The organism is Pseudomonas sp. CCC4.1, assembly GCF_035019225.1.
Lineage (GTDB): Bacteria > Pseudomonadota > Gammaproteobacteria > Pseudomonadales > Pseudomonadaceae > Aquipseudomonas > Aquipseudomonas bubulae.
Genome location: NZ_JASJWL010000003.1, coordinates 82,052 through 108,322, shown reverse-complemented (window position 1 = coordinate 108,322; position 26,271 = coordinate 82,052). Strand labels below are relative to the sequence as shown.

At 57.8% G+C, this 26,271-nt stretch carries 27 protein-coding genes and 1 pseudogene; 14 read left to right on the top strand and 14 right to left on the bottom strand.

Translation table 11 applies throughout. The features are described from left to right. Positions 1-14 precede the first annotated feature (14 nt). Positions 15-635 carry a guanylate kinase gene (gene gmk, locus QN377_RS02440; protein WP_016782706.1) on the bottom strand — a complete coding sequence of 207 codons (621 nt, stop codon included), beginning with the start codon at positions 633-635 and terminating at the stop codon, positions 15-17. A gap of 13 nt (positions 636-648) precedes the next feature. Continuing rightward, positions 649-1,512 (bottom strand): YicC/YloC family endoribonuclease, encoded by an 864-nt coding sequence (locus QN377_RS02435; RefSeq protein WP_095017870.1) that lies wholly within the window; start codon positions 1,510-1,512, stop codon positions 649-651. Between the two features lie 206 nt (positions 1,513-1,718). Here QN377_RS02435 and rph point away from each other — a divergent pair, with 206 nt between their 5' ends. From rph to QN377_RS02420, 3 genes are all read left to right on the top strand, one after another. Next, positions 1,719-2,441 carry a ribonuclease PH gene (gene rph, locus QN377_RS02430; RefSeq protein WP_016782701.1) on the top strand — a complete coding sequence of 241 codons (723 nt, stop codon included), beginning with the start codon at positions 1,719-1,721 and terminating at the stop codon, positions 2,439-2,441. Positions 2,442-2,490: 49 nt separating this feature from the next. Next, entirely contained in the window at positions 2,491-2,859 is a 369-nt protein-coding gene (locus QN377_RS02425) for a DUF4870 domain-containing protein (RefSeq protein WP_094999718.1), read from the top strand. Between the two features lie 638 nt (positions 2,860-3,497). Next, complete coding sequence (locus QN377_RS02420; RefSeq protein ID WP_141232503.1) at positions 3,498-4,772, top strand: hypothetical protein; 1,275 nt, start codon at positions 3,498-3,500, stop codon at positions 4,770-4,772. Positions 4,773-4,848: 76 nt separating this feature from the next. On the opposite strand, the gene QN377_RS02415 is transcribed toward QN377_RS02420, so the two are convergent. Continuing rightward, positions 4,849-5,628, bottom strand: coding sequence for an exodeoxyribonuclease III (locus QN377_RS02415; protein ID WP_016782698.1), 780 nt, complete (start codon positions 5,626-5,628; stop codon positions 4,849-4,851). A gap of 83 nt (positions 5,629-5,711) precedes the next feature. On the opposite strand from QN377_RS02415, the gene pyrE reads away from it, so the two are divergent. Then, the gene (pyrE, locus tag QN377_RS02410; protein ID WP_094999720.1) at positions 5,712-6,353 is read left to right on the top strand and encodes an orotate phosphoribosyltransferase; all 642 of its coding nucleotides are present in this window, start codon (positions 5,712-5,714) and stop codon (positions 6,351-6,353) included. A gap of 62 nt (positions 6,354-6,415) precedes the next feature. Here the strand turns inward: pyrE and argB are convergent, their stop codons facing one another. The 4 genes and pseudogenes from argB to coaBC all read right to left on the bottom strand — a co-directional run bounded on the left by argB (position 6,416) and on the right by coaBC (position 10,493). Beyond that, entirely contained in the window at positions 6,416-7,321 is a 906-nt protein-coding gene (gene argB / locus QN377_RS02405) for an acetylglutamate kinase (protein ID WP_016782696.1), read from the bottom strand. A gap of 25 nt (positions 7,322-7,346) precedes the next feature. Next, positions 7,347-8,768: pseudogene (locus tag QN377_RS02400) on the bottom strand (phosphomannomutase/phosphoglucomutase); the annotation flags it as partial. A 55-nt stretch (positions 8,769-8,823) separates the two neighbouring features. Next, the gene (gene dut, locus QN377_RS02395) at positions 8,824-9,279 is read right to left on the bottom strand and encodes a dUTP diphosphatase (protein WP_016782694.1); all 456 of its coding nucleotides are present in this window, start codon (positions 9,277-9,279) and stop codon (positions 8,824-8,826) included. 5 nt (positions 9,280-9,284) lie between these two features. Continuing rightward, complete coding sequence (coaBC, locus tag QN377_RS02390; protein WP_094999723.1) at positions 9,285-10,493, bottom strand: bifunctional phosphopantothenoylcysteine decarboxylase/phosphopantothenate--cysteine ligase CoaBC; 1,209 nt, start codon at positions 10,491-10,493, stop codon at positions 9,285-9,287. 122 nt (positions 10,494-10,615) lie between these two features. Here coaBC and radC point away from each other — a divergent pair, with 122 nt between their 5' ends. Continuing rightward, positions 10,616-11,290 (top strand): RadC family protein, encoded by a 675-nt coding sequence (radC, locus tag QN377_RS02385; RefSeq protein ID WP_322213849.1) that lies wholly within the window; start codon positions 10,616-10,618, stop codon positions 11,288-11,290. 3 nt (positions 11,291-11,293) lie between these two features. On the opposite strand, the gene QN377_RS02380 is transcribed toward radC, so the two are convergent. Continuing rightward, complete coding sequence (locus QN377_RS02380; protein ID WP_094999725.1) at positions 11,294-12,880, bottom strand: ABC transporter substrate-binding protein; 1,587 nt, start codon at positions 12,878-12,880, stop codon at positions 11,294-11,296. 512 nt (positions 12,881-13,392) lie between these two features. Here QN377_RS02380 and rpmB point away from each other — a divergent pair. Beyond that, positions 13,393-13,626: a 50S ribosomal protein L28 gene (rpmB, locus tag QN377_RS02375; protein WP_019410280.1), complete on the top strand. Its 234-nt coding sequence runs from the start codon at positions 13,393-13,395 to the stop codon at positions 13,624-13,626. Positions 13,627-13,637: 11 nt separating this feature from the next. Beyond that, positions 13,638-13,793: a 50S ribosomal protein L33 gene (gene rpmG / locus QN377_RS02370; RefSeq protein WP_003437824.1), complete on the top strand. Its 156-nt coding sequence runs from the start codon at positions 13,638-13,640 to the stop codon at positions 13,791-13,793. A 70-nt stretch (positions 13,794-13,863) separates the two neighbouring features. On the opposite strand, the gene QN377_RS02365 is transcribed toward rpmG, so the two are convergent. Further along, positions 13,864-14,157 (bottom strand): I78 family peptidase inhibitor, encoded by a 294-nt coding sequence (locus tag QN377_RS02365; protein ID WP_094999726.1) that lies wholly within the window; start codon positions 14,155-14,157, stop codon positions 13,864-13,866. Between the two features lie 211 nt (positions 14,158-14,368). After that, positions 14,369-14,731 (bottom strand): cupin domain-containing protein, encoded by a 363-nt coding sequence (locus QN377_RS02360; RefSeq protein ID WP_094999727.1) that lies wholly within the window; start codon positions 14,729-14,731, stop codon positions 14,369-14,371. 169 nt (positions 14,732-14,900) lie between these two features. On the opposite strand from QN377_RS02360, the gene QN377_RS02355 reads away from it, so the two are divergent. Next, the gene (locus QN377_RS02355; RefSeq protein WP_094999728.1) at positions 14,901-16,394 is read left to right on the top strand and encodes an aldehyde dehydrogenase; all 1,494 of its coding nucleotides are present in this window, start codon (positions 14,901-14,903) and stop codon (positions 16,392-16,394) included. A 246-nt stretch (positions 16,395-16,640) separates the two neighbouring features. Here the strand turns inward: QN377_RS02355 and QN377_RS02350 are convergent, their stop codons facing one another. Together QN377_RS02350 and QN377_RS02345 are read right to left on the bottom strand one after the other, a co-directional pair. Next, on the bottom strand, positions 16,641-18,191 hold the full coding sequence (locus tag QN377_RS02350; RefSeq protein WP_095017866.1) for a phospholipase D family protein: 1,551 nt from the start codon (positions 18,189-18,191) through the stop codon (positions 16,641-16,643). A 32-nt stretch (positions 18,192-18,223) separates the two neighbouring features. Next, a complete protein-coding gene (locus QN377_RS02345; RefSeq protein ID WP_094999730.1) occupies positions 18,224-19,645 on the bottom strand; it encodes a PLP-dependent aminotransferase family protein in 1,422 nt (473 codons plus the stop codon). Positions 19,646-19,814: 169 nt separating this feature from the next. Between QN377_RS02345 and QN377_RS02340 the strand changes: the two genes are divergently transcribed. Next, entirely contained in the window at positions 19,815-20,048 is a 234-nt protein-coding gene (locus tag QN377_RS02340; RefSeq protein ID WP_094999731.1) for a DUF1127 domain-containing protein, read from the top strand. A gap of 31 nt (positions 20,049-20,079) precedes the next feature. Here the strand turns inward: QN377_RS02340 and QN377_RS02335 are convergent, their stop codons facing one another. Next, positions 20,080-21,381, bottom strand: coding sequence for an NAD(P)/FAD-dependent oxidoreductase (locus tag QN377_RS02335; protein ID WP_095017864.1), 1,302 nt, complete (start codon positions 21,379-21,381; stop codon positions 20,080-20,082). 147 nt (positions 21,382-21,528) lie between these two features. On the opposite strand from QN377_RS02335, the gene QN377_RS02330 reads away from it, so the two are divergent. Beyond that, the gene (locus tag QN377_RS02330; RefSeq protein WP_003437837.1) at positions 21,529-21,882 is read left to right on the top strand and encodes a YkgJ family cysteine cluster protein; all 354 of its coding nucleotides are present in this window, start codon (positions 21,529-21,531) and stop codon (positions 21,880-21,882) included. A 90-nt stretch (positions 21,883-21,972) separates the two neighbouring features. On the opposite strand, the gene QN377_RS02325 is transcribed toward QN377_RS02330, so the two are convergent. Then, positions 21,973-22,461, bottom strand: coding sequence for an Lrp/AsnC ligand binding domain-containing protein (locus tag QN377_RS02325; protein ID WP_016782681.1), 489 nt, complete (start codon positions 22,459-22,461; stop codon positions 21,973-21,975). Between the two features lie 155 nt (positions 22,462-22,616). On the opposite strand from QN377_RS02325, the gene dadA reads away from it, so the two are divergent. The 4 genes from dadA (at position 22,617) to QN377_RS02305 (ending at position 26,093) form a co-directional block, all read left to right on the top strand. After that, the gene (dadA, locus tag QN377_RS02320; RefSeq protein ID WP_095017863.1) at positions 22,617-23,918 is read left to right on the top strand and encodes a D-amino acid dehydrogenase; all 1,302 of its coding nucleotides are present in this window, start codon (positions 22,617-22,619) and stop codon (positions 23,916-23,918) included. Beyond that, the gene (locus QN377_RS02315) at positions 23,890-24,243 is read left to right on the top strand and encodes a RidA family protein (RefSeq protein ID WP_094999733.1); all 354 of its coding nucleotides are present in this window, start codon (positions 23,890-23,892) and stop codon (positions 24,241-24,243) included. Before dadA ends, QN377_RS02315 begins: the two co-directional genes overlap by 29 nt. A 100-nt stretch (positions 24,244-24,343) precedes the next feature. Beyond that, complete coding sequence (alr, locus tag QN377_RS02310) at positions 24,344-25,417, top strand: alanine racemase (RefSeq protein WP_094999734.1); 1,074 nt, start codon at positions 24,344-24,346, stop codon at positions 25,415-25,417. 127 nt (positions 25,418-25,544) lie between these two features. Further along, entirely contained in the window at positions 25,545-26,093 is a 549-nt protein-coding gene (locus QN377_RS02305) for a cupin domain-containing protein (protein WP_016782677.1), read from the top strand. Positions 26,094-26,271 lie beyond the last annotated feature (178 nt).

The following is a 26,271-nucleotide window of genomic DNA, read 5'->3' as shown; positions in this document are numbered from 1 at the left end:
TTGGGAAGTGTTCATTAACCGAGCAGTTCGGCCAGTAATTTGCCAAAACGCTGTTGCTGGCGTTTTTGCTGAAGGCGATTGGCACGGAAAATGGCCTTCAAGTCTTCAAGTGCCAGGGCAAAATCGTCGTTGATGATCAGGTAGTCATAGTCCACATAGTGGCTCATTTCACTCACGGCTTCGCGCATGCGTGCGTCAATGATTTCGTCGCTGTCCTGGCCGCGGTTGTCCAGACGCTGACGCAAGGCTTCCTGGCTTGGCGGCAGGATAAAGATCGAGCGCGCCTGCGGCATCAGCTTGCGCACTTGCTCTGCACCTTGCCAGTCGATTTCCAGAATCAGGTCGTGGCCTTCATCCAGGGTCTGCTGCAGGTGGCTTTGCGAAGTGCCGTAAAGGTTGCCGAACACTTCGGCACGTTCCAGGAAGTCACCGTGCTCGATCATTTTCACGAACTCTTCGCGCTCGACAAAATGATAGTTCACGCCATTCACTTCACCTGGGCGCATGGCACGGGTGGTGTGCGAGACCGATACCCGGATCTGCGGCTCAACGTCGATCAATGCCTTGACCAGGCTGGTCTTGCCTGCGCCCGAAGGAGCAGAAACGATATAAAGGGTGCCAGTGCTGTGGGTCATGTCAGGGTGTGCCTTACTCAATATTCTGTACTTGTTCACGCATCTGCTCGATCAACACCTTGAGGTTGACCGCCGCTTGGGTGCTGCGTGGATCGAATGCCTTGGAGCCCAGGGTATTGGCCTCGCGATTCAGTTCTTGCATCAGGAAGTCCAGGCGTCGCCCGGCAGCACCCCCCGACTTGAGTACGCGGCGTACTTCAAGAATATGGGTGCTCAGGCGGTCCAGCTCTTCGGCCACGTCGCTTTTTTGCGCGAGCAGAACCATTTCCTGTTCAAGGCGCTGGGGGTCAAGCTCGGCCTTCATGTCGGCAAAGCGATCGAGGACCTTTTGACGCTGGGTGGCGAGCATTTGCGGTACCAGCTCGCGCAGGGTTTCGACATCGCTTTCGATGGCGGTCAAGCGATCGCTGATCAGGCGGGCCAGTTCCGCGCCTTCGCGCTCACGGCCGTTTTTCAGTTCTTGCAGGCCTTGCTTGAACAGCGCCAGGGCCTGGGTGTTCAAGGCTTGCGGGTCGCTGGCATCGGCTACCAGAACACCGGGCCAGGCCAGGACTTCCAGCGGGTTAAGCGCGGCAGGCTGCTTGATCAGGCTGGCGATGGTCTCGGCGGCGGCCACCAGCTGGGCGGCACGCTCGCGGTCAACCTGCAGCGGCTTGCCGGTGGTTTCTTCAGTGAAACGCAAAGTGCATTCCAGCTTGCCCCGGGAGATGCCCTGGCGCAGCGCTTCACGCACCGCGCCCTCGAGGTCACGGAAAGATTCAGGCAGACGCAGGTGCGGCTCCAGGTAGCGGCTGTTGACCGAACGCAGCTCCCAACTCAGGGTGCCCTGAGTGCCGGCGCTTTCGACGCGGGCAAAGGCGGTCATGCTGTGCACCATGGACGGTACCTCGCGATTGGATGAGTTAAGCCTGGCGGCAGGTTAGACGACAGATTGTAACGCAGTGCGGGCAACTGCCCCAAATGGCGTCGGTCGTAAATACATCCAATCTTCGTTCCCCGCCAGGGTTCACAGACGCGCCCTGCGCAGCCATGGCCTTTCCTTTATAATGCTCGGCAGTTTTCCGTCCCGTACAGGTATCCCACATGAAACGTCCAAGTGGTCGCGTTGCCGATCAGCTCCGCCCGATCCGCATCACCCGCAACTACACCAAACACGCAGAGGGTTCTGTACTGGTCGAGTTCGGTGACACCAAAGTCATCTGCACCGTCAGCGTCGAGAATGGCGTACCGCGGTTCCTCAAAGGCCAGGGCCAGGGCTGGCTGACTGCCGAATACGGCATGCTGCCACGCGCCACCGGCGACCGTAACCAGCGCGAAGCCAGCCGCGGCAAGCAAGGCGGGCGCACCCTGGAAATCCAGCGCCTGATCGGCCGCTCCCTGCGTGCTGCACTGGATATGTCCAAACTGGGCGATATCACTTTGTACGTCGACTGCGACGTAATCCAGGCTGACGGCGGCACCCGCACTGCCTCGATCACCGGCGCCATGGTTGCTCTGGTCGACGCCCTGAAGATCATCAAGAAGCGTGGCGGCCTCAAAGGCGGCGACCCGATCAAGCAGATGATCGCGGCGGTATCGGTGGGCATGTACCAGGGCGTACCGGTACTTGACCTGGACTATCCTGAAGATTCGGCAGCCGAAACCGACCTCAACGTGGTGATGACCAGCAGCGGCGGTTTCATCGAAGTTCAGGGCACCGCCGAAGGCGCACCGTTCCAGCCTGAAGAGCTGAACGCCATGCTGGCACTGGCACAAAAAGGCATGAACGAAATTTTTGCCCTGCAACAAGCGGCATTGGCCGACTAAATTGCCGGATTGACTGTCAAAGCCTTCAAACGACCAACCGGAGAACGTGATGAGTGAGCTGGATCTTTCAACACCCAAACCGGGCCGCGACGCCCGGAAATGGGCGATGTTCTGTCATTTTTCGGCGTTCCTCGGGATGTGGTTTCCGTTTGGCAGCCTGATCGGCCCGCTGATCCTCTGGCAGGTAAAGCGCGAGAGCGACCCGTTTATTGACGACCAGGGCAAGGAAGCACTGAACTTCCAGATCACCGTGGCGATTGCTTCGGCCATTTGCTATGTGCTGATGTTCGTGCTGATCGGCTTTGCGCTGCTGGGCCTGGTACTGATTGGCGCGGTAGTGCTGGTGGTGATTGCAGGGGTCAAGGCCAATGACGGGGTGGTGTACCGTTATCCCTTCACCTGGCGGCCGATCAAGTAAGGTTTCAGTCAGCAACTCAGGCACCTTGTAGAAAAGCCCACCTCGGTGGGCTTTTCTACGCTTGCTGATTGCGGGAGCCAAAACAACAGGTGAGTGGACGTCAGTACGATGCTTTGTTTATCCAGGCATTCGTTTAACGACAACTACTTACTTATGCGCGCTAAATAAACCATGCCTTTAAGAGAGCCTCATTTTAAAGCGCACCGTTATTTATCGCGCCATGTTAGTGCAATGGCCATCTGTGAATACCGAATTTAAAAAAAGACCAAGTGGCACTTGAAAATATTCTATTGACTATTTGTTTTTGCTCGTCTAGTTTTTATGTCGACTGCTTGATCAGTCTTCGCCACTATCTTTAAGGATAAAGATATTATGAAAACTGCCGTGATGAACTCTCAAAAAGGTGCTGCACCCCATTGCTCTGGCGGCAGTGGACACCGATAGAAGCAGAGATAGCGATCCAGTATTATAAAAACTTTTGTTTCTCAATAAAAATACCAAACAATGTATCCCGTCCTGCCACCCGCGCTGGAAGTGGATGAAATCTGGCATCATCTTATCTTGGATATGCGAACTTATAGGGATGCCTGTTAGCCTATATTTGGGCATTACATGATAACCCTATGGGAACGTCGAACGTGAAGTTGACCTATGAGCAAAATCTAAAGGAAAACTTATGGAATTTTATTGTCAGTCGACTCTTTCCATTTTTTGGCATTTCCATCGCTGCGGCGCTGCTCGCGCACAAGAATATTGCCGATCTTCCTGTGTTCGCCTATGTCCTGGCGATCTTTTCAGTTATATCTACCCTTTTCTACATGCCGCTGGCGGCCATTGGCAATATCGTTCATCATCAAAAAAATGCGCTCACTCCCCAGGCAATCTTTGAGAGCGGACTGTCGATAGCGGTTTTATTCGCTGCCATTGCGTTTGCCGCAGCCCTTGCCGTATTCGCTTACCTCCCCTCCATCCGTTTTTTGGACAGCCTTGACAGGGATAAACTTTTTTACCTGTCTCTTATTTATATTCCGGCCATCCCTTTGCTGGTAATCAATACCTTCACCCATCTTTTCCACGAAGCCTCTGGACACTCCTTGCCGTGTGCAACCGTAAAGAAGTGGTGCACGTGTGCAGGCTGCGCATTCCTGATGTTTTGTTTTGTTTTTTGCAGCAAGCACGACTTTGTTTTCTTGGCTGTTGGCTACTTCTTGATTGTCGAAACAGCCCTCTTCATCTCCCTGGCCTGCCTCTCTATGCGGCTCGGATACCGGCACATCCTCGTCAAGCCAAAAATACTGGCAGACGTCGTTTCAATGGGCTTTCCTATTGCCGCCGGGGTAGCGGGGCAAAAATTGTACTTTTACCTGCTTAACGGAAAACTGCTGTCGCTGAATGAAAGCCTGGTTGCCGATCTTTCGATCTGTATGTCTATTATCGGATTTCTCAGCATTCCGGTCATAGCGTTCGCTCAGCTTCATAGCGTCTATACCAGCCAGCATATCGTGGATGCGGACAAGATCTACCCGCGCGGACAACTAGCCGCCGCCGTGCTCATGGCCGTGATTGCAGGGGGTTTTTATGCGCTGGGAAGCGGTTTGTTTTTTATCTTTGGCGACCGCTCGCTGACGTTTACCAGTGAAGGATTTGTGGCGATATGCATGTCGGTATTGAGCTCGCTTTACTTCTCGCTCACGGCAAGCCACTTGCGGGCAATGCGAGACACCCTGATCCCTCAAGTACTGATCAATACCTTTATGCTTGCAGGGTTTATCCCGGTCATTTACCTGTATGACTTTAATAGCCCTTCAATCTATCTATTCGTCGTACTGCAGGCTGTTGTCACTTTTATTGCCGCTGTGCTTTTACAGTACCGGATACGCACCTTGCATAAACGAACGCCCAGTTTCGCCTGAAAGTGCCTCGGATACAAAAAAGGCCCCCGCCCTTGATAACAGAGCGGGAGCCTTTTTCTGGATCTGCGATCAACACTTAGATAGTCAGTGTCCAGTCGTAGTCCACGATCAATGGCGCGTGCTGCGAGAAGCGTGGCTGACGCGGCATGCGAGCGCTTCGTACAAAGCGGCGCAAGCCCGGTGTCAGCAGCTGGTAGTCAAAACGCCAGCCCAGATTCAGCATCTCGGCCTGTTCGTTATCCGGCCACCAGCTGTACTGGTCACCTTCACGACTGACTTCACGCAGGGCATCGACATATCCCATGTTGCCGACAATCTCATCCATCCAGGCCCGTTCAGGCGCCAGGAAGCCGGGCGATTGCTGGCTGTCGCGCCAGTTTTTAATGTCGAGTTTCTGCTGCGCCACATACAGCGAGCCGCAGTAGATGTACTCACGACGCTTGCGACGCTGCTTATCCAGGTAGCGGGCAAAGTCGTCCATTAGCTTGAATTTTTGATTCAAGTCTTCATCGCCGTTCTGCCCCGAAGGGAGCAGCAAGGTCGCGATGCTGACCTTATCGAAATCGGCTTGCAGGTAGCGCCCGTAGCGATCGGCCGTCTCGAAGCCAAGCCCGGTGATGACTGCTTTCGGCTGTAGCCGCGAGTACAAAGCCACGCCACCTTGGGCGGGGACTTCGGCGTCACAGGCATAAAGAAAGTAGCCATCGAGCTGGTAGGCTGGATCGTCCAGTTCAAAGGCGGAGGCACGGGTGTCCTGCAGGCAGATAACGTCGGCATTCTGAGCTTGCAGCCAACTGAGCAAACCGCGCTCGACTGCCGTCTGAATACCATTGACGTTCACACTGATGATCCGCATAAATGGCCCCAAAAATCACGTGCGTGTATGATACACGCCGTCTTACTAATTAGCTAAATCCGTGGTATCTGGGGACTTTTTTCATGCAAGCGTATCAGCGCGATTTCATCCGCTTTGCCATCGATCGTGGCGTTTTGCGCTTCGGTGAGTTCACCCTGAAGTCGGGCCGTACCAGCCCTTACTTCTTCAATGCCGGGCTGTTCAACACCGGCTCTGCACTGGCCCAGCTGGGGCGCTTCTATGCTGCCGCCATCGTTGACAGCGGTATTTCCTTCGACGTGCTGTTTGGTCCGGCCTATAAGGGCATCCCCCTGGCGGCGACCACTGCCGTAGCGCTTGCCGAGCACCACGACCGTGATCTGCCGTGGTGCTTCAACCGCAAGGAAGCCAAGGCTCATGGCGAAGGCGGTAGCCTGGTTGGCTCGCCGCTTGAAGGCGATATCCTGATCATCGACGACGTGATCACGGCCGGTACCGCTATCCGTGAAGTGATGCAAATCATCCAGGCCCAGGGCGCCAAGGCGGCCGGCGTGATGATTGCCCTCAACCGTCAGGAGCGCGGCAATGGCGAGCTGTCGGCGATCCAGGAAGTCGAGCGCGACTTCGGTATTCCGGTGATCAGCATCGTTTCGTTGAACCAGGTTTTGCAGTTCCTGGCCGAAGACGAAACCCTCAAGCAATACCTGCCAGCCGTTGAAGCGTACCGGGCGCAGTACGGGATTTAATCCCCTCGCCCATCAAAAAGCCCCGCCCGGATCACTCCGGGCGGGGCTTTTTTTGGTTCTGCTTAAGCCGGTTTGCTGTTGGTAATCAGCGTACCCACACCGGTATCGGTGAAGATTTCCAGCAGTACGGCATTCGGCACGCGACCGTCGACGATATGCGCCGTGGTCACGCCACCTTGCACGGCTTCCAGCGCGCAGCGGATTTTTGGCAGCATGCCACCATAAATGGTGCCGTCGGCGATCAGGTCATCCACCTGAGCGGTAGTCAGGCCGGTCAGCACCTTGCCTTCCTTGTCCATCAAGCCGGCGATGTTGGTCAGCAGCATCAGTTTCTCGGCCTTGAGGGCTTCGGCAACCTTGCCCGCCACCAGGTCGGCGTTGATGTTGTAGGATTCGCCATTGGCGCCCACACCGATTGGCGCGATAACCGGGATGAAATCACCCTTGGTCAGCATATGCAGCAGGTCGGTATTGATGTCGATGACCTCGCCCACATGACCGAAGTCGATGATTTCCGGCTTGGTCATTTCCGGCGTCTGACGGGTCACGACCATCTTTTTGGCGCGAATCAGCGTCGCGTCCTTACCGGTCAGACCGATGGCACTGCCGCCGTGGCGGTTGATCAGGTTGACGATTTCCTTGTTCACATGGCCGCCCAGCACCATTTCCACCACATCCATGGTTTGCGAGTCGGTCACGCGCATGCCGTCGATAAAATGGCTCTCGATGGATAAACGCTTGAGCAGATCACCGATTTGCGGGCCGCCACCGTGGACCACGACCGGGTTGATACCCACGGCCTTCATCAGCACGATGTCACGGGCAAAGCCGGTTTTCAGGTCATCGTTCTCCATAGCGTTGCCGCCGTACTTGATCACCAGCGTCTTGCCGACGTAACGGCGAATGTAGGGCAGCGCTTCGGACAAAACCTTGGCGACGTTGGAGGCGGCATCACGTTCGAGGGTCATTCAGGGCTCCGGTAGAACAAGTCGATCAAAACGGTAGTTGGAGATCAGGTGCCACACGCTTCAATTGAGCGTGAAAGACATCCTTGATGCGTTGCAGTTCGGCCTCTGTTTCGGCCTCGAATCGCAGCACCAGCACCGGCGTGGTGTTGGAGGCGCGAACCAGGCCCCAGCCATGAGGGTAGTCAACCCGCACACCATCAATGGACGTCAACTCGGCGGCCTCGCCCCATTGAGCATCGTGCAGAGCCTCAATGATGCTGAATTTGCTCTCGTCCGTCACATCGATATTGATTTCAGGCGTAGAAATATCGTTCGGGAAGGTCTCAAACAGCTCTTCAGCGGTTGCCTGACGCTTGCTGAGGATCTCCAGCAGGCGCGCAGCGCTGTAGATACCGTCGTCAAAACCGAACCAGCGCTCTTTGAAAAAGATATGCCCGCTCATTTCGCCAGCCAGCAGGGCGCCGGTTTCTTTCATTTTCTTTTTGATCAGGGAGTGACCGGTTTTCCACATCAGCGGGCGGCCGCCACAGGCTTCAATCCAGGGTGCCAGTCGACGTGTGCACTTCACGTCGAAAATGACCTCGGCTGCCGGGTTACGCTCCAGGACATCCTGGGCAAACAACATCAGCAAACGGTCCGGGAACACCATGGTGCCGGTGTTGGTCACCACGCCCACGCGATCGCCATCACCATCGAAGGCCAGGCCTACATCGGCATTGCTTTCCTTGACCTTGGCAATCAGGTCCACGAGGTTTTCCGGCTTGCCCGGGTCAGGGTGATGGTTGGGGAAGTTGCCATCCACCTCACAGAACAACGGGATTACTTCACAACCCAACGCTTCAATCAGTTGCGGTGCAATCACGCCAGCAGCGCCGTTGCCGCAATCGACCACTACCTTCAAGGGCTTGGCCAGCTTGATGTCACGGGTAATCACTTCGGCGTAGCGCGACAAGATGTCAACGCGTTCAATGCTGCCTTCGCCCCAGGTCAAATCGTTGGTTTTCAGGCGTGTATGCAATGCCTGAATTTGTTCGTTGGCCAGCGTATCGCCCGCGATCACGATTTTAAAACCGTTGTAGTTGGACGGGTTGTGGCTGCCTGTGAGCATGACCCCCGACTTGCCTGCCAATACGTTAGCCGCGTAATACAGGGCGGGTGTCGGCACCAGCCCCACATCACTGACCTGGCAGCCACTGTCCGCCACACCCTGGATCAGGCGTTCGACCAGCTCAGGGCCCGACAAGCGCCCATCCCGACCTACCGACACATGGGGCTCACCCTTGGCCAGGCTCTCGGCGCCAATGGCGCGGCCTATCCAGTACGCGGTTTCAGCCGTCAAGGTTTCCGGCACCACGCCACGAATATCGTAGGCGCGAAAAATGCTGTCAGGGAATTTCGGTGCGACCGAAGCTGAGCTACTCATTGTAGGGGGAGACTCCATGTTCAGAGGGGTTCGGGAATGCGTGAAAGGCCAGGCAGGACGCCTGGCCTTGAAATACAAATCAGAGCTTGCCGGAGTGGCCAAAACCGCCAGCGCCACGCTGGCTTTCGTCGAACTCTTCGACCAGCTCAAAGTGCGCCTGCACTACCGGCACCAGCACCAGTTGAGCGATACGCTCGCCGATGGTGATGTTGAAGGCGGTCTGGCCACGGTTCCAGCACGACACCATCAGTTCGCCTTGATAGTCAGAGTCGATAAGGCCGACCAGGTTCCCCAGTACGATACCGTGCTTATGGCCCAGGCCCGAGCGCGGCAGGATCAGGGCGGCAAGGCCCGGGTCGCCGATGTACACCGACAGGCCGGTGGGGATCAGCAGGGTCTGGCCCGGCTCCAGAACGGTGTCTTCTTTAAGCATGGCGCGCAGGTCCAGGCCGGCAGAGCCAGGAGTGGCGTACTGCGGCAGCGGGAATTCGTTACCAATGCGAGGGTCGAGGATTTTGGCTTGCAAAGCGTGCATACGAGTTAAACCTGGTTCAGACGTTCGGCGATAAAAGTGACCAGCTGGCGGGCAATCTTGCCCTTGCTGGTCTGGGCAAATACGGTGGCGTGCAGTTCGCGATCAATCACGCTGCAGGCGTTCTCTTCGCTGTTGAAGCCGATGCTGGGGTTAGCCACATCATTGGCGACAATCAGGTCGAGGTTTTTGTCTTTGAGCTTGCGCGCAGCGTAATCGAGCAAGTTCTCGGTTTCTGCGGCAAAGCCGACACTGAAAGGGCGATCAGGGCGTGAAGCGATAGTGGCCAGAATGTCTGGATTGCGCACCATTTGCAGCAACAGGCCGTCACCCTTGGTAGGGTCTTTCTTTAGTTTTTGCGGGGCAATGACTTCTGGGCGGTAGTCTGCAACAGCAGCAGACGCTATAAACACGTCACAGGGGATCGCCGCCTCACAGGCTGCGAGCATGTCACGGGCACTGACCACGTCGATACGGGTCACGCGATCCGGGGTCGGCAGGTGTACCGGGCCGGTAATCAGGGTCACACGGGCGCCGGCTTCCACTGCTGCTTCAGCTAGGGCGAAGCCCATTTTTCCGGAGCTGTGGTTGGTGATGTAGCGCACCGGGTCGATGTTTTCCTGGGTAGGGCCTGCGGTGATCAGCACGTGCTTGCCGGTTAGCACCTGACGCTGAAAACACTCGGCGGCGCAGCTCACCAGATCATCCGCTTCGAGCATGCGGCCAAAGCCCACGTCGCCACAGGCCTGGCTTCCGGAGGCCGGGCCAAACACGCGCAGGCCGCGGCTTTCGAGCAACCGGGTATTGGCCTGGGTGGCCGGGTCGCGCCACATGGCCTGGTTCATCGCCGGAGCGATGGCAACCGTGGCATCCGTGGCGAGCACCAGGGTGGTCAGCAGGTCATTGGCCAGGCCTTGGGCAAGGCGGGCAATCAGGTCAGCGGTTGCAGGTGCAATCAGTACCAGGTCGGCCCACTTGGCCAGCTCGATATGCCCCATGGCTGCTTCAGCCGCAGGGTCGAGCAAATCCAGATGAACGGGGTGCCCGGACAACGCCTGCATGGTCAGAGGCGTGATGAATTCGCTGCCGCCACGGGTCATGACAACCCTTACTTCCGCGCCTTGGTCCAGTAGACGGCGAACCAGCTCTGCACTCTTGTAAGCCGCGATGCCGCCGCCGACGCCCAAAACAATGCGTTTTCGATACAGCCGCTGCATAGGCCTGCCTTTTAGTTCGATGATGACTGCGCAGAAAATGGCCAAATGCCGCGCAAAAATGATGGGCTAAGATAACACAGCGCCTGCCAGGGAACAGCGGCGCCCATTTACAAGGAGGTGTTATGAGCATTCGAGATTGGCCTGCGGCGGAGCGCCCGCGGGAGAAGCTTTTGCAACACGGATCAGGCAGTCTTTCAGACGCCGAACTGCTGGCAATCTTCTTGCGCACCGGGGTTTCGGGCAAAAGTGCAGTCGATCTGGCGCGCCATCTGCTCAGCGAGTTTGGCAGCCTGCGGGCCTTGCTCGAAGCCGATCTGCGCGCATTCTGTCTCCCGCTCGGGCTGGGCCCGGCCAAGTTCAGCCAGTTGCAGGCCGTACTCGAAATGAGCCGCCGCCACCTGGCCGAACGCTTGCGCCGCGACAGCGCGCTGGAGAGCCCGCAAGTCGTTCGGGATTATCTCAAGTCATTGCTGCGCCATGAGCCACACGAAGTCTTCGGCTGCCTGTTTCTGGACTCCAGGCACCGCATGCTGGCCTTCGAGGTGCTGTTCAGGGGCTCGATAGACAGCGCCAGTGTCTACCCGCGCCAGGTGGTCAAGCGTGCCCTGGCGCACAATGCGGCAGCGGTGATTTTCTGCCACAACCATCCCTCGGGCATCAGCGACCCCAGCCAGGCTGACCGCACGTTGACCAAGCGCCTGATCCAGGCGCTGGATCTGATCGAAGTGCGGGTGCTGGATCATTTTATAGTCGGTGACGGCCAGCCGCTTTCAATGGTCGAGCGCGGCTGGATGTAAGGCTCAGGGCTTAACGCTGACTGTTGAAAAGTCTTGGCGCCCAAACGGACTCACCTGATATCCCTGTACGTCTTTACGGGTCAGTGCGTAGGCCGTTGGATGGGCCAGCGGTAGCCACAGCGCCTGTTGCTGGATCTGCGCTTGCGCCTTTTGATACAAAGCACTGCGTTTGTCCTGATCGGTCAGGGTCTTGCCCTGGCTGATCAAACCGTCCAGCGCCTTGTCGCAATAACGCGCAAAGTTGGTTCCGGATTTCACTGCAGCACAGGAAAACTGCGGCGTGAGGAAGTTGTCCGGGTCACCGTTATCGCCTGCCCAGCCCATAAACAGCAGGTCATGCTCGCCAGCCTTGGCGCGACGGATCAACTCGCCCCATTCGATCACGCGGATATCGGCCTGCACACCCACCTTGGCCAGGTCGGCTTGCAGCAACTGCGCGCCAAGGCTCGGGTTGGGATTGAGCACGCTGCCTGTCGGGCGCGTCCAGATCGTGGTTTTGAAGCCGTCTTTCAGACCCGCCCTGGCCAGTAATTCACGGGCTTTTTGCGGATTGTGGGCATAGCCCGGCAAGTCTTTGGCATAACTCCAGGTGGTCGCCGGGTAAATACCGTTGGCCGCTTGGGCGCTGTTTTCAAACACGGCCTTGAGATAAGTGTCCTTGTCGAAAGCCAGATTGATGGCCTGACGTACCTCGGGTTTATCCAGCGGTGGATGCTGGCTATTGATGGCCACAAACGCGGTCATGAAGGCCGGGGTCTGCGCTACAGCCAGCGCTGGATCCTTGGCGGCAGCTGCGACGTCCAGCGGCTTGGGCGAGAGAGCAATCTGGCATTCATTGCGACGCAATTTTTGCAGCCGCACGTTGGCGTCCGGGGTGATGGCAAAAATCAGCCCGTCAACGGCTGGCTTGCCGGCAAAGTAGTCCGGGTTGGCCTTGTAGCGCACCACCGCGTCTTTCTGGAAACGGTTGAATACAAAAGGCCCGGTACCTATCGGCTGGCTGTTCATCAGCTCCGGTGTGCCTGCTTTCATCAGCTTGTCGGCATATTCGGCCGAGTAGATCGAGGCAAAGCCCATGCTCAGCGCTGGCAAAAAGGTCGAATCAGGGCGACTCAGGGTGAAGCGCACGGTCAGCGGATCCGGAGTTTCAATTTTTTTGATCAGCTCAGGCAACTGCAAGGATTGCGCGTGGGGAAAACCGCTTTGCGCCACCTTGTGCCATGGGTTGGCAGGGTCAAGCATGCGTTCGAAGCTGAAACGCACGTCATCGGCATTCAACTCACGGCTGGGGGAAAAATAAGGCGTGCTGTGGAACTTGATCCCGGGGCGCAGCTTGAAATCGTACACAAGACCATCAGGGGACACTGACCAGCTTTGCGCCAGCGAAGGCACCAGCTTCGCGGCTTTAGCGTCAAAGTCCAGCAGGCGGTTCATCAGCACGTCTGCCGAGGCATTGGTGGTACTGAGCGAGTTGTACTGCACAACGTCGAACCCTTCAGGGCTGGCCTCGGTGCAAACGCTCAAGGTGGCCGCGTGTACGAGCGGGCTCAGGCAAAAGGTGAGCAAAAAGGGGACGGCAGCGAGGCGCATGATCTGTTTCCTGTACAAGTCGATAAGGCCCATCTGCAAGTGCAGTCTGGAAAAGTCTTACCCTAGTGTTCTGGTACTCAAATGACCACTTTTTAATGGCATTCGACATCCTGTAGTCGCTGTCGCAGGCCGGGAAAGGGCTTCCAGGGCCTTGAGCAAGCGTGAAAAGGCGACCACTACGTGCTCGATCGCAGCCTTCGGCAGCGGCTACGAGCGGGCACCAGCCCCCGAAACCTTTCACCCAGCGACGAGCGGTAAAACGCCACAAGGCATAGACGCCGCGCGGATTGGCGTTAAAATGGCGGCTTCATTAATTACACCAAATCACACTGCTTGTTGTTGCTCTTTAGTCTTTCTGGTATAAAGCAGCGCTCTTTTCTAGGGGCCCGGTTCCTGCGTTTGTAGGTGTAGCCGGTAAGACCCTTAAAGAAACGCGGCGCCTGGCGCCATGACTGAGAGATTAAGCGGCCAACCCATGCCGGGTTGGGCATGTGGTTTTAGAGGGCTGAGGCATGTCGAGAGTCTGTCAAGTTACCGGTAAGGGTCCGGTGACTGGGAATAACATTTCCCACGCAAATAACAAAACCCGTCGTCGTTTCCTGCCGAACCTGCAGCATCACCGCTTCTGGGTTGAAGAAGAGAAACGTTTCGTACGTCTGCGCGTATCTGCTAAAGGCATGCGTATCATCGACAAGCGTGGCATCACTGTCGTGCTGGCCGAAATCCGCCGTGCTGGCAAGATCTAAGGGAGCTAATCATGCGTGAATTGATCCGTTTGGTGTCGAGCGCTGGTACAGGCCATTTCTACACCACTGATAAGAACAAGCGCACCACTCCGGACAAAATCGAAATCAAAAAATTCGATCCGCGGGTTCGCAAGCACGTGATCTACAAAGAAGCCAAAATCAAGTAATTGGTTTTTCTTCTTACGAAAAAGGCCCATATCTCACGATACGGGCCTTTTTTGTGCGCGTTTGTCAGCCCTAGCCGCACATATAGCTCTGCATAAGGTTGTTTTCGTCGACGACCACGCGAAGGCGGTCTGCGTTGTGCTCTCGGGTGTAGCCTATGCCCGGCCTCTCGACACGCAACTCGGTTGCCCCGGACTCCCGGCGCAGCATCTCCAGCAAAGCAGGCGTCGCCTCAGGCGCAACCAGAAAATTGATCGCAACCGTTTTGCACTTGCCGTCCTCCTCAGCCATCGCGGGCATGGAGCAAAACCCCAGCAGGACGCTGGTGGTCAACAACAGGCGTTTCAAAGTATTCAGACTGGACATGGGTCTTCCCTGTTTTCAGATAAATGAAATAACGCTGCGGGCCTGCTCATTCCTTAAGTGCCCGGCGTTCTCTCAAGACTGGCTCACATTGACGCGAAGGGCGCTGGCGACGTATTTCTGAATTTGTAGCCTGTAGCCCTGGAGGGCAGGCATAAAAAAGCCCCGCCATCAAAGCGTGGCAGGGCTTGTTGAAGGCTCTGGATCAGCTGTCTCAGGCCTTGCTCTCAAAGACTACGTAAATTTTCCGACAGGGCTCCAGCACTTCCCATGTCCCTTTGAATCCCGCGGGGATGACAAAGCGATCGCCGGCGCGCAGGGTCTTGGCGTTACCTTCATGGTCACGCAAAACGGAAACGCCCTGCACGATCTCGCAGTATTCGTGCTCGGTGTAATTGACGGTCCACTGGCCCACAGCTCCTTCCCACACCCCGGCGTTCATTTGCCCACAGGGGCTGTCGTAGTGGTTGTGGATAACTTGCTCAGGGTTGCCTTTAAGCACCTTTTCCGGGGCCGGGCTAAAACGTTCAGCCTGGGTATTGGCAGTGCTGAAGTCGACTACGCTTGCGATGCTCATCTTTGTTATCCCCCCGAAATTGCGGCATGTGTGGTCAGCAAAATTAAAGTCTATGTTTATTAAAACGAACAAGCCATGGTGTTTACGCCACCTGTGTCAAATATATTGAAAGTTCCAGGGCCACTGGTTTAGGGTGGCGCTTCCATTTCAACAAGAGGAGGACACTCGAATGACCACCCTGACGCGTGCTGACTGGGAACAACGGGCTCAACAGCTGAAAATCGAAGGTCGCGCCTTCATCAACGGTGAATACACCGATGCGGTCTCCAATGAAACGTTCGAGTGTCTGAGCCCGGTCGATGGCCGTTTGCTGGGTAAGGTTGCCAGCTGCGACAGCGCTGACGCCCAGCGCGCCGTGGAAGTGGCCCGCAAGACGTTCGAGTCCGGCGTCTGGTCCCGCCTGGCTCCGGCCAAGCGCAAAGCCGCAATGATCCGCTTTGCCGGCCTGCTCAAGCAAAACGCTGAAGAACTGGCCCTGCTTGAAACCCTGGACATGGGCAAGCCGATCAGTGACTCCCTGCACATCGATGTGCCCGGTGCTGCCGGCGCGCTGAGCTGGAGCGGCGAGGCCATCGACAAGATCTACGACGAAGTCGCCGCCACCCCGCACGACCAACTGGGCTTGGTAACCCGTGAGCCGGTGGGCGTTGTCGCTGCCATTGTGCCGTGGAACTTCCCGCTGATGATGGCCTGCTGGAAACTGGGCCCGGCCCTGTCGACCGGTAACTCGGTCATCCTCAAGCCGTCCGAAAAGTCCCCTCTGACGGCTATCCGTATCGCTGCGCTGGCCGTTGAAGCCGGCATTCCAGCGGGCGTCTTCAACGTGCTGCCAGGCTACGGCCACACGGTCGGCAAGGCGCTGGCCCTGCATATGGACGTCGATACGCTGGTGTTTACCGGTTCGACCAAAATCGCCAAGCAGCTGATGATCTACGCTGGCGAGTCCAACATGAAGCGCATCTGGCTTGAGGCCGGTGGCAAGAGCCCGAACATCGTTTTCGCTGATGCGCCGGATCTGCAAGCGGCTGCCGAAGCCGCTGCCAGCGCCATTGCCTTTAACCAGGGTGAAGTTTGCACCGCGGGTTCGCGCCTGCTGGTGGAGCGCTCGATCAAGGACAAGTTCCTGCCGCTGGTGATCGACGCCCTCAAGGGCTGGAAGCCCGGCAACCCGCTGGACCCGGAAACCACCGTGGGCGCGCTGGTGGATACCCAGCAAATGAACACCGTGCTGTCGTACATCAAGTCCGGCCATAGCGAAGGCGCAAAACTGGTAGCAGGCGGTAATCAAATTCTGCAAGAAACCGGCGGCACCTACGTTGAACCGACCATTTTCGACGGCGTCAGCAATGCGATGAAAATCGCCCAGGAAGAAATCTTCGGCCCGGTATTGTCGGTTATCACCTTCGACAGTGCCGAAGAGGCCATCAAGATTGCCAACGACACGCCATACGGCCTGGCGGCAGCCGTCTGGACGGCCGATATCTCCAAGGCTCACCTGACCGCCAAGGCCCTGCGCGCCGGTAGCGTATGGGTCAACCAATACGATGGCGGCGACATGACCGCGCCGTTTGGTGGCTTCAAACAGTCGGGCAACGGCCGTGACAAGTCTCTGCACGCGTTTGATAAATACACCGAGCTGAAGTCCACCTGGATCAAGCTGTAATCCTCTAAACGCAACACCCTGTGGGAGCGGGCTTGCCCGCGATGACAGCACCGGGTCTGATTGACAGACCGCGGTGCCTTCATCGCGAGCAAGCCCGCTCCCACAATGGTTTTTACACCACATAATTGGAGCACAGACATGCGTTGGGCGACTTGTTTCGCCGTGCTGGTCGCATACGTCTATAGAATCGCCGTCGATCAGCTCCCTCTCCCTCCGGGAGAGGGTTGGGGAGAGGGCAGCCGCCAATCAGAGCATTTTTTCCAGCCCCACACTTTTGCTGAACCAGGCATTGAGCCGGCGCCACCAGTTGCCCGGTTCATGATGCAAAGTGTGCAACTGGCCATTGTCTTCGGTCACCCAGACCATCTTGCCCTGCTCCAGTTTCGGCTCATAACTCAAGGCCGGGGCCATGCCCTGCAACGCCAGTTTGCGGGCCTCGGCGGCCAGCTCGGGGCTGTCCACCAGCACGCCGACTTCGGTGTTCCACAAGCCTGAACGCGGATCGAAATTGAATGAACCGATAAAGGATTTTTGCCGATCAAAGATCATCGCCTTGCTGTGCAGGCTCGAATCCGAACTCATCCCGGGCTTGAACCAGTGCGGGCCACTGCCACCGCTGCTGCCCGGCTGGCGGCGCAATTCGAAGAGTTTGACCCCATGCTCCAGCAGCGCCTTGCGATAGGGTGCATAACCGCCATGCACCACGGGCACGTCTGTAGCCTCCAGGGAGTTGGTCAATAAACGTACATCGACCCCGGCATCGGCGCGGCCCGTCAGGTACACCAGCCCGGTTTCACCCGGCACAAAGTAGGCTGAAACCAGAATCAGCTCCTGATTAACGCCTACCAGCTCCGGCGCCAGTTGTGTGGTCAGCAGTAGATGCGGGTCAGGCTCATCCCGGGCCAGCACCTTGCTCGGAGCATCCCACAGCGCCTGATTCCAGGCCCAGATCAGCTCCTTGCGCCACACGTCGAGCTGCGGGCGGGTTTCGTATGAGGCCAGCTCCTGATAGAGCGCCGGGTTGCGTTGCTGCGCACGCTTGAGCGAGGTCTCCAGTTGTTTGCGTGCCTTGCCCAGCTCCTGCTCAGAGAGTTGCGAGGAGACAAAATCACCAATCGGCTGGCTCAGGGCACTGTTCCAGTACTGATCGAAGCTGTGCCCCAACTGCTCGGCCACCGGGCCGACGCCAAGCAGGTCGATATCGGTAAAATTCAGCTCCGGCTTGGCATCGAAGTACTCATCGCCCAGATTGCGCCCGCCCACGATCGCCGCACTGTTATCGGCCAGCCAGAGTTTGTTGTGCATGCGCCGGTGCTGGCGCGAGAGGTTGAACAGCCGTCCCATCGCTCGGGTTACACCCGTTCCACGGCCCAGTTGCAGGGGGTTGAACAGGCGAATCTGGATATTGGGATGAGCGGCGAGGGTGGCCAGGATATCGTCCAGGCCATCACTGGCGGTGTCATCGAGCAGGATGCGCACACGCACGCCGCGATCTGCGGCCTTGAGCAATTCGTCAATCAGCATGCGCGTACTCAAGCCGTCGTGGACGATGTAGTACTGCAGGTCGAGGCTGGTTTGCGCGTTGCGAATCAACTCGGCCCGGGCCCTGAAGGCTTCGCCGCTGTTGGGCAGCAGCCTGAACCCCGAGCGACCTTGATACGGCGCGGCCTGGGCCTGGATCGAGCGGCCAAAGGCCGAGTCTGCGGCGGGTAACGCCTGGGTGGGTTCACGGGGTACGTCCAACGTGGCACAGCCTCCCAGCAAGACGACTAAAAACAATGCGCAAAGTGATTTCAACGGGTAAAGCCTCGGGCCAGACGTCACTGGAGTTAAACGGTATCTGCCAGCAGTTTACTGGCTGCCATACCCACTTTGCGCACCGCTTCTTCGATCTGCGGCGTAGGCTTTGCAGCGTAGTTCATGCGCAAGCAATTACGGTACTTGCCCGAAGCCGAAAAAATACTGCCCACCGCGATCTGCACGCCCTGGTCCAGCAACATGCGGTTGAGGCGCAGGCTGTCGAAGCCGTCAGGCAGCTCAAGCCACAGCATAAAGCTGCCCTGGGGCCTGCTGGCACGGGTGCCGGGCGGAAAGTAGCGGCTGATCCAGCCCAGCATCAGGTCGCGATTGCGCTGGTATTGGCTGCGCATTTTGCGCAGGTGCGGCTCGAAATGACCGTTTTTCAGGAAGTCGGCAACCGCCAGTTGCGGCTGCGGTGCGCAAGAGCCGGTGCTGATGTATTTCATGTGCAGCACCCGCTCCAGATAACGCCCCGGCGCCACCCAGCCAACGCGCAAGCCGGGGGCCAGGGTTTTGGAGAATGAACTGCACAGCAGGACACGACCGTCATCGTCGAAGGACTTGATGGTTCGCGGGCGAGGGTAGGTGTAGGCCAGTTCGCCGTACACATCGTCTTCTATGATCGCCACATCAAAACGCTGGGCCAGGGTCACCAGCGCCCGCTTGCGGGCTTCGGGCATGATGTAGCCCAGTGGGTTGTTGCAACTGGGGGTGAGCTGGATAGCCTTGATCGGCCACTGCTCCAGGGCCAGTTCCAGGGCTTCGAGGCTGATGCCGGTCAGCGGATCGGTAGGGATCTCCAGGGCCTTCATCCCCAGGCCCTTGAGGGTTTGCATGGCGCCATGAAAGCTTGGCGAGTCGACCGCGACGATATCCCCCGGTTCGCACACGGCTCGAATACTGCACGACAAGGCCTCATGGCAGCCGGTGGTGATTACCAGATCTTCTGCGCCCAACTGGCAGCCTGAATCGAGCAACAACCGCGCCACCTGCTCGCGCAGGCCGAGTACCCCGTAGACGTTGTCGTAATACAGACCGGGCAAGTCCAGGCGCCGGCTGATCTGCGCCAGGCTGCGCAACAGCGGCTTGATGGTTGGCGTGGTGACGTCCGGCATGCCGCGCCCCAACTGGATCACGTCCTTTTGCGGCACTGAGCGAACCAGTTCCAGCACTTGCTCCCACTGTGAAATTTCCACGGGTCGCTGGGCAGGTTTACCCATGCCCGGCAGGGCGGGCAGCTCACGCTCCATCGGCACGAAGTACCCGGACTTGGGCCGCGGCGACGCCAGGCCATTGTCCTCCAGCAAGCGATACGCCTGCTGCACCGTACTCAGGCTCACACCATGCTCGGCGCTTAGCGCCCGCACCGACGGCAAACGGTCGCCAGGGCGATAAAAGCCCTGCTCGATGCGCGTACCGAGCAGGTCGGCGAGGTTGACATAAAGGGTCATGGCAGAACTCCCGAAGGGTGGGCCAGTACAGATGGGGCGTAAACCAAGGATTCAGCGCCTGAAATGGCAGATCTGTATGTATTTAAAAAGACTTTGCTGAATCTGTCATGGTTTCCAGCGCACGGCCATCATGCTGACTCATGGCAATCGAGTCAAAAGGAGCTGTCTGATGAATGGTTTGAGCGATGTGCGCCTGACGCTGCACAGCCAACAATTACTGGCTGAGCATGAAGCCCGTCAAGTCACCAGCACCCCGGCCGGTCTTGGGGTGTGGGGGCTGTTCTGCCACCGTGCTCGCAGTCGCCGGATGCTGCTGAACCTGGACGAACAGCAGCTGCGCGATGTGGGGTTGACCCGCGAAATGGCCCGGCAGGAAGGCTGCAAGCCATTTTGGCGTTCGTAACCAAACCTGCGGCAGCGGCTACAGGTTTGAATCAGCGCAGCTCTTTTAACCGGTGCCACAGCATCCCCAGCGCCAGCAATGGCGAACGCAGGTATTTGCCACCCGGGAAGGTGATATGCGGGACCTTGGCAAACAGATCAAAACCGTCACTGTGCTGGCCACTGATAGCTTCGGCCAGCAACTTGCCCGCCAGGTGGGTTGCGTTAACCCCGTGCCCTGAATACGCCTGGGCGTAATACACATTGGGATGCTCTTGCAGGCGGCCGATCTGCGGCAGGCGGTTGGCACCAATGCCGATCATGCCGCCCCACTGGTAGTCGATTTTCACGTCTTTAAGATGCGGGAACACCTCGAGCATTTTAGGACGCATGTACGCGGCAATATCCTGCGGATCCCGCCCAGAATAATGACAGGCCCCACCGAATAACAGACGCCGATCTGCCGAAAGACGGTAGTAGTCCAGCGCCACGCGCTGGTCGCACACGGCCATGTTCTGTGGCAGCAAGGCGTGAGCCCGGGCCTCGCTCAACGGCTCGGTGGCAATGATGTAGCTGCCCGCAGGCAGCACTTTGCCGCTTAGTTGCGGGTTGAGGTCCTTGAGATAGGCGTTGCAGCCCAGTACCAGACTTTGGGCCCGCACTGAGCCCTGGGCCGTGTGCACCCGTACTTCAGGGCCATAATCGATGCGGGTTACTGCGGAGTTTTCAAACAGCTTTACACCCAGTTGCGCAGCGGCCGCTGCTTCGCCCAGCGCCAGATTCAGCGGGTGCAAATGACCCGAGCCCATATCGACAAAGCCGCCGACATACCGGTCCGAACCCACCACGCTGTGCACTTCGTTGGCCTGCAACAGACGGGTTTCATGGCGATAACCCAGATCGCGCAGCTCCTGGGCCTCTTCAGCAAAACCTTCAAGGTCACGGGGTTTGTTGGCCAGGTCGCAATAGCCCCAGGTCAGGTCACAGGCAATATTGAAACGCTCGACGCGCTGGCGCACGATTTCCACCGCCTCCAGCCCCATCAGCTTCATTTGCCGCACACCGTCCTTGCCGATGACGCCTTCAAACTGCTCAACACCATGGCCGACCCCGCGAATCAGTTGCCCGCCATTGCGCCCGCTGGCGCCCCAACCGATCTTGTGCGCTTCCAGCAAGACCACGCTCATGCCGCGCTCGGCCAGCTCCAGCGCCGTATTCAGGCCGGAAAAGCCACCGCCCACCACACACACATCCGCCACCAGCTCGCCCTGCAACACCGGATGATCGGGTTGTGGCAGGCTGCTGGCGGCGTAATAAGAAGCGGTGTGCTGGCTGCGCTGAACAGGGGCGTTCATGTGCGTAATCCTGATTATTGATGTTTGGAAAATTTGACGGAGCATAAGCCGTGCCATTCCCGTGGGGCAAGAACAGCCGAATGGCCCTGTCTAGGGCAGGGGTTTTCAGGCAGACTCTGCGGCCTTTTCTCAATCGGTACGTTCTGGATGAGCTGTAACAGTCACAAGATCCGCTTTCTCAGGCAGCAAATCCCCTCGTTCGAATGCGTGCCGGGTTGCCATGACTGCTGCGGGCCTGTGACCACTTCATCCGAAGAAATGGCCCGCTTGCCGCGCAAGACGGCTGCCGAACAAGAAGCAGCAATGGATGAGCTGAACTGTGTGCATCTGGGGCCCAATGGCTGCACGGTGTATGAAGAGCGGCCATTGATCTGTCGGTTGTTTGGCACTACCCCCACCTTGCCGTGCCCCAACGGTCGACGCCCGGTAGAGATGATTCACCCCAGCGCAGAGAAGCTGGTGCATGAGTACATCGCCAGTACGCGGCAGGTGCTGGTCTAGATCAAGAGCCCCCTCACCCTGACCCTCTCCCGGAGGGAGAGGGGACTAAAGGCAAAAGCCGGTCTGCGCAGCCCCTCTAAGGGAAAGCCGTCAATCTGCAATCGGCAGATTCAGGCTCTCTTTGACTTCTTCCATCACGATATAGCTTTTGGACTCACGCACGTGGGGCAGCTTGAGCAAGATGTCACCCAGCAGCTTGCGGTAAGAAGCCATCTCGCTGATCCGCGCCTTCACCAGATAGTCGAAGTCCCCCGACACCAGATGACACTCCAGCACATGGGGCAACTTCAACACGGCGCGTCGGAATTCATCAAAGGTATCGCCTGATTTGTAGTCCAGGCTGATTTCCACAAATACCAGCAGGCTGCCCTGTAGATGTTGCGGGTTCAGCCGGGCGTTGTAGCCCATGATGATCCCTTCACGTTCCAGCCTGCGCACTCGTTCGGTACAGGGAGTGGTCGACAACCCAACCTTCTCTCCCAGCTCGGTAAACGAGATGCGGCCATCGACCTGGAGGATGCGCAAAATGTTGCGATCTATCTTGTCCAATTCACGCTTTGTTTGATGATTTGTACGCATAGGAGATTCTCCTCCGTGAAAAGGGTTATGCCCGAGAATTGTCGCCAAATATAGCTTCTTATACAGTGAATACCACTGCTCAATGCTTCATATACTGCGCTCATCTTTGCATCGAACAATAAACGTCTGCGGCTGGCCGCGATGAGGGAATGAATATGCGAGTTATGGTATTGGGTGGCGGCGTTATTGGTACTGCCAGCGCCTATTATCTGGCCCGAGCCGGTTTTGATGTGGTTGTCGTGGACCGTCAGCCAGCCGTTGCAATGGAAACCAGCTTTGCCAACGCGGGCCAGGTGTCCCCGGGCTACGCTTCGCCGTGGGCCGCACCGGGCGTGCCGCTCAAGGCGATCAAGTGGTTGCTCGAACGCCACGCACCTCTGGCAATCAAGGCCACGACCAGCGTTGATCAGTACCTGTGGATGGCACAGATGCTGCGCAACTGCACCGCCAGCCGCTATGCCGTGAACAAGGAGCGCATGGTTCGCCTGTCCGAGTACAGCCGTGACTGCCTCGACGAACTGCGCGCCGAAACGGGTATTGCCTACGAAGCCCGTAACCTCGGCACCACACAACTGTTCCGCACTCAGGCCCAGCTCGATGGCGCCGCCAAGGACATCGCGGTCCTGAAAGAATCCGGTGTACCGTTCGAACTGCTCGACCGTGCCGGTATTGCCCGGGTTGAGCCCGCACTGGCCAGCGTGACCGACATTTTGGCCGGCGCCCTGCGCCTGCCCAATGACCAGACTGGCGACTGTCAGATGTTTACCACCCGCTTGGCTGAAATGGCCAAAAACCTGGGTGTTGAGTTCCGCTTCGGCCAGGATATCCAGCGTCTGGACTACGCAGGTGATCGCATCAATGGCGTGATGATCGACGGCAAACTCGAAACCGCCGACCGTTACGTTCTGGCACTGGGCAGCTACTCGCCGCAAATGCTCAAGCCACTGGGCATCAAGGCGCCGGTTTACCCGCTCAAGGGCTACTCGCTGACCATTCCGATTACCAATTCGGACATGGCACCGACCTCGACCATTCTCGATGAGACCTACAAGGTCGCGATCACCCGTTTCGACAACCGCATTCGCGTTGGCGGCATGGCTGAAATCGCCGGTTTTGACCTGTCGCTGAACCCGCGCCGACGCGAAACCCTGGAGATGATCGTCAACGACCTTTATCCTCAGGGCGGTGATCTGAGCCAGGCCAGTTTCTGGACCGGCCTGCGCCCGACCACCCCGGACGGCACGCCGATTGTGGGCGCAACCCCGTTCAAAAACCTGTTCCTGAACACCGGGCATGGCACACTGGGTTGGACCATGGCCTGCGGTTCCGGTCGTTTCCTCGCGGACGTAATGGCCAAAAAGACCCCGCAAATCAGCGCCGAAGGCCTTGATATTTCCCGCTACGGCAACCACCAGGAGACTGCAAAACATGGCAATCCAGCGCCAGCTCACCAATGAACGCATGAGCCAGATCGTTACCCATAACGGCACTGTCTACCTGTCCGGGCAAGTCGGCGACGACATGAACGCCGGGGTCGAGCAACAGACCCGTGAAACACTGGCCAATATCGAGCATTTGCTGGACCTGGCGGGCTCCGATAAAAGCCGTATCCTGTCGGTCACTATTTACCTCAAAGACATCGATGCCGACTTTGCCGGCATGAACAGCGTCTGGGACCAATGGCTGCCCAAGGGTGTAGCGCCGGCCCGCGCAACTGTCGAGGCCAAGCTGTGCGAGCCCGAAATCCTGGTTGAACTGTCTGTTGTGGCAGCATTGCCGTAAGTTTTTTGATCACGTAACAGTCCCTCTTGCGGTGCAGCACGCAGTTCACGCTGCGGGTGTGCACCGTTTTTTATTCTTTTGCCGTTAGAAGCCCGCCGCCATGCGCCCAGCCCGTGCCCTGATCGACCTCCAAGCCCTGCGTCACAATTACCAACTGGCCCGTGAAGTCACGGGGGCCAAGGCCCTTGCTGTGATCAAGGCCGATGCCTACGGCCACGGTGCCGTGCGCTGCGCCCAGGCTCTTGAGGCCGAGGCTGACGGTTTTGCCGTGGCCTGTATTGAAGAAGCACTGGAACTGCGCGCCGCCGGTATTCGCGCGCCAATCCTGCTGCTGGAAGGTTTTTTTGAAGCGGATGAACTGCCACTGATCGTCGAACATGACTTTTGGTGTGTGGTGCATTCGCTGTGGCAGCTTGATGCCATCGAGCAGGCCCGACTCGCCAAACCCATCCATGTGTGGCTGAAACTGGACAGTGGCATGCACCGCGTTGGCTTGCACCCCAACGATTACAAGGCCGCTTACCAGCGTCTGCAGGCCAGTGCCAATGTGGCGAAAATCGTGCTGATGAGCCATTTTGCCCGCGCCGATGAGCTCGATTGCACCCGAAGCGTAGAGCAGGTTGCTGTGTTCCTCGGCGCTCGCGCCGATTTGACGGCAGAAATCAGTTTGCGCAACTCGCCGGCCGTACTCGGCTGGCCACGCGTGCCAAGTGACTGGGTACGCCCGGGCTTGATGTTGTATGGCAGCTCGCCATTTGACGAGCCACAGGCCACTGCCTCTCGCTTGCAACCGGTGATGACCCTGGAGTCCAAAGTGATCTGCGTGCGCGAACTGCCCGCCGGTGAGCCAGTGGGCTATGGTGCCAGGTTCATCACCCCAAAACCCATGCGAATCGGCGTGGTGGCCATGGGTTATGCCGACGGCTACCCGCGCCAGGCACCCACCGGTACCCCCGTATTTGTGGACGGTGTGCGCAGCCAGTTGCTGGGTCGTGTGTCGATGGACATGCTGTGCATCGACCTCACCGATGTGCCGCAAGCGGGCCTGGGTTCGACGGTCGAGTTGTGGGGTAAAAACATTCTCGCCAGCGAAGTGGCCACTGCAGCAGATACCATTCCTTACCAGATTTTCTGCAACCTCAAACGCGTTCCACGGCTCTATTCCGGTAACTGATGGGTTGTATCCAATATGCGGGGGCGAATGGGCGTCCGGGTTTGAAGTCGAAGTGTTGTAAATACTGAACGCTATCGCCATGATGGCGGCTTCTCGACCCGAATCTGACCCCCAGGAGGCTCCCGCATTGGACGTCGGTGAACGACTGCAATCCATCCGCAAACTCAAAGGCCTGTCGCAGCGTGAACTCGCCAAGCGCGCGGGCGTCACCAACAGCACCATTTCGATGATCGAAAAGAACAGCGTGAGCCCGTCCATAAGCTCCCTGCGAAAAGTGCTGAGTGGCATCCCCATGTCCATGGTCGAGTTTTTTTCCGAAGAAATCCTTCAAGAAAACCCAACTCAAATTGTCTACAAAGCCAATGAGCTGATCGACATTTCCGACGGTGCGGTGACCATGAAACTGGTGGGCAAGGCACATCCGAGCCGGGCCATTGCCTTTCTCAACGAGATTTATCCACCGGGTGCCGATACCGGGGACGAAATGCTGACTCATGAAGGCGAAGAAACCGGGATTTTGGTGGAAGGTCGCCTAGAGTTAACCGTGGGTCTTGAGACCTTCGTGCTGGAAGCCGGTGACAGCTATTATTTCGAAAGCTCCAAACCACACCGCTTTCGTAATCCGTTCGACGTCGCGGCGCGACTAATCAGCGCAGCCACCCCGGCGAATTTCTAAGAACAGAGGCGCCCTGTCTGCTTGCAGAGGCACCCGTAGATGCATTTCGCCAGCTCTATTCCCCCTTTGTCTTTAGGGTTGTTTCAGAGAGGCGGGCTAACCGTTATACTTTCGCCGCCCGCGAAACCGTGGTTGTGGGCGTGAATAGCCACCATTGAGGGTGAACGCGTGAACCTAA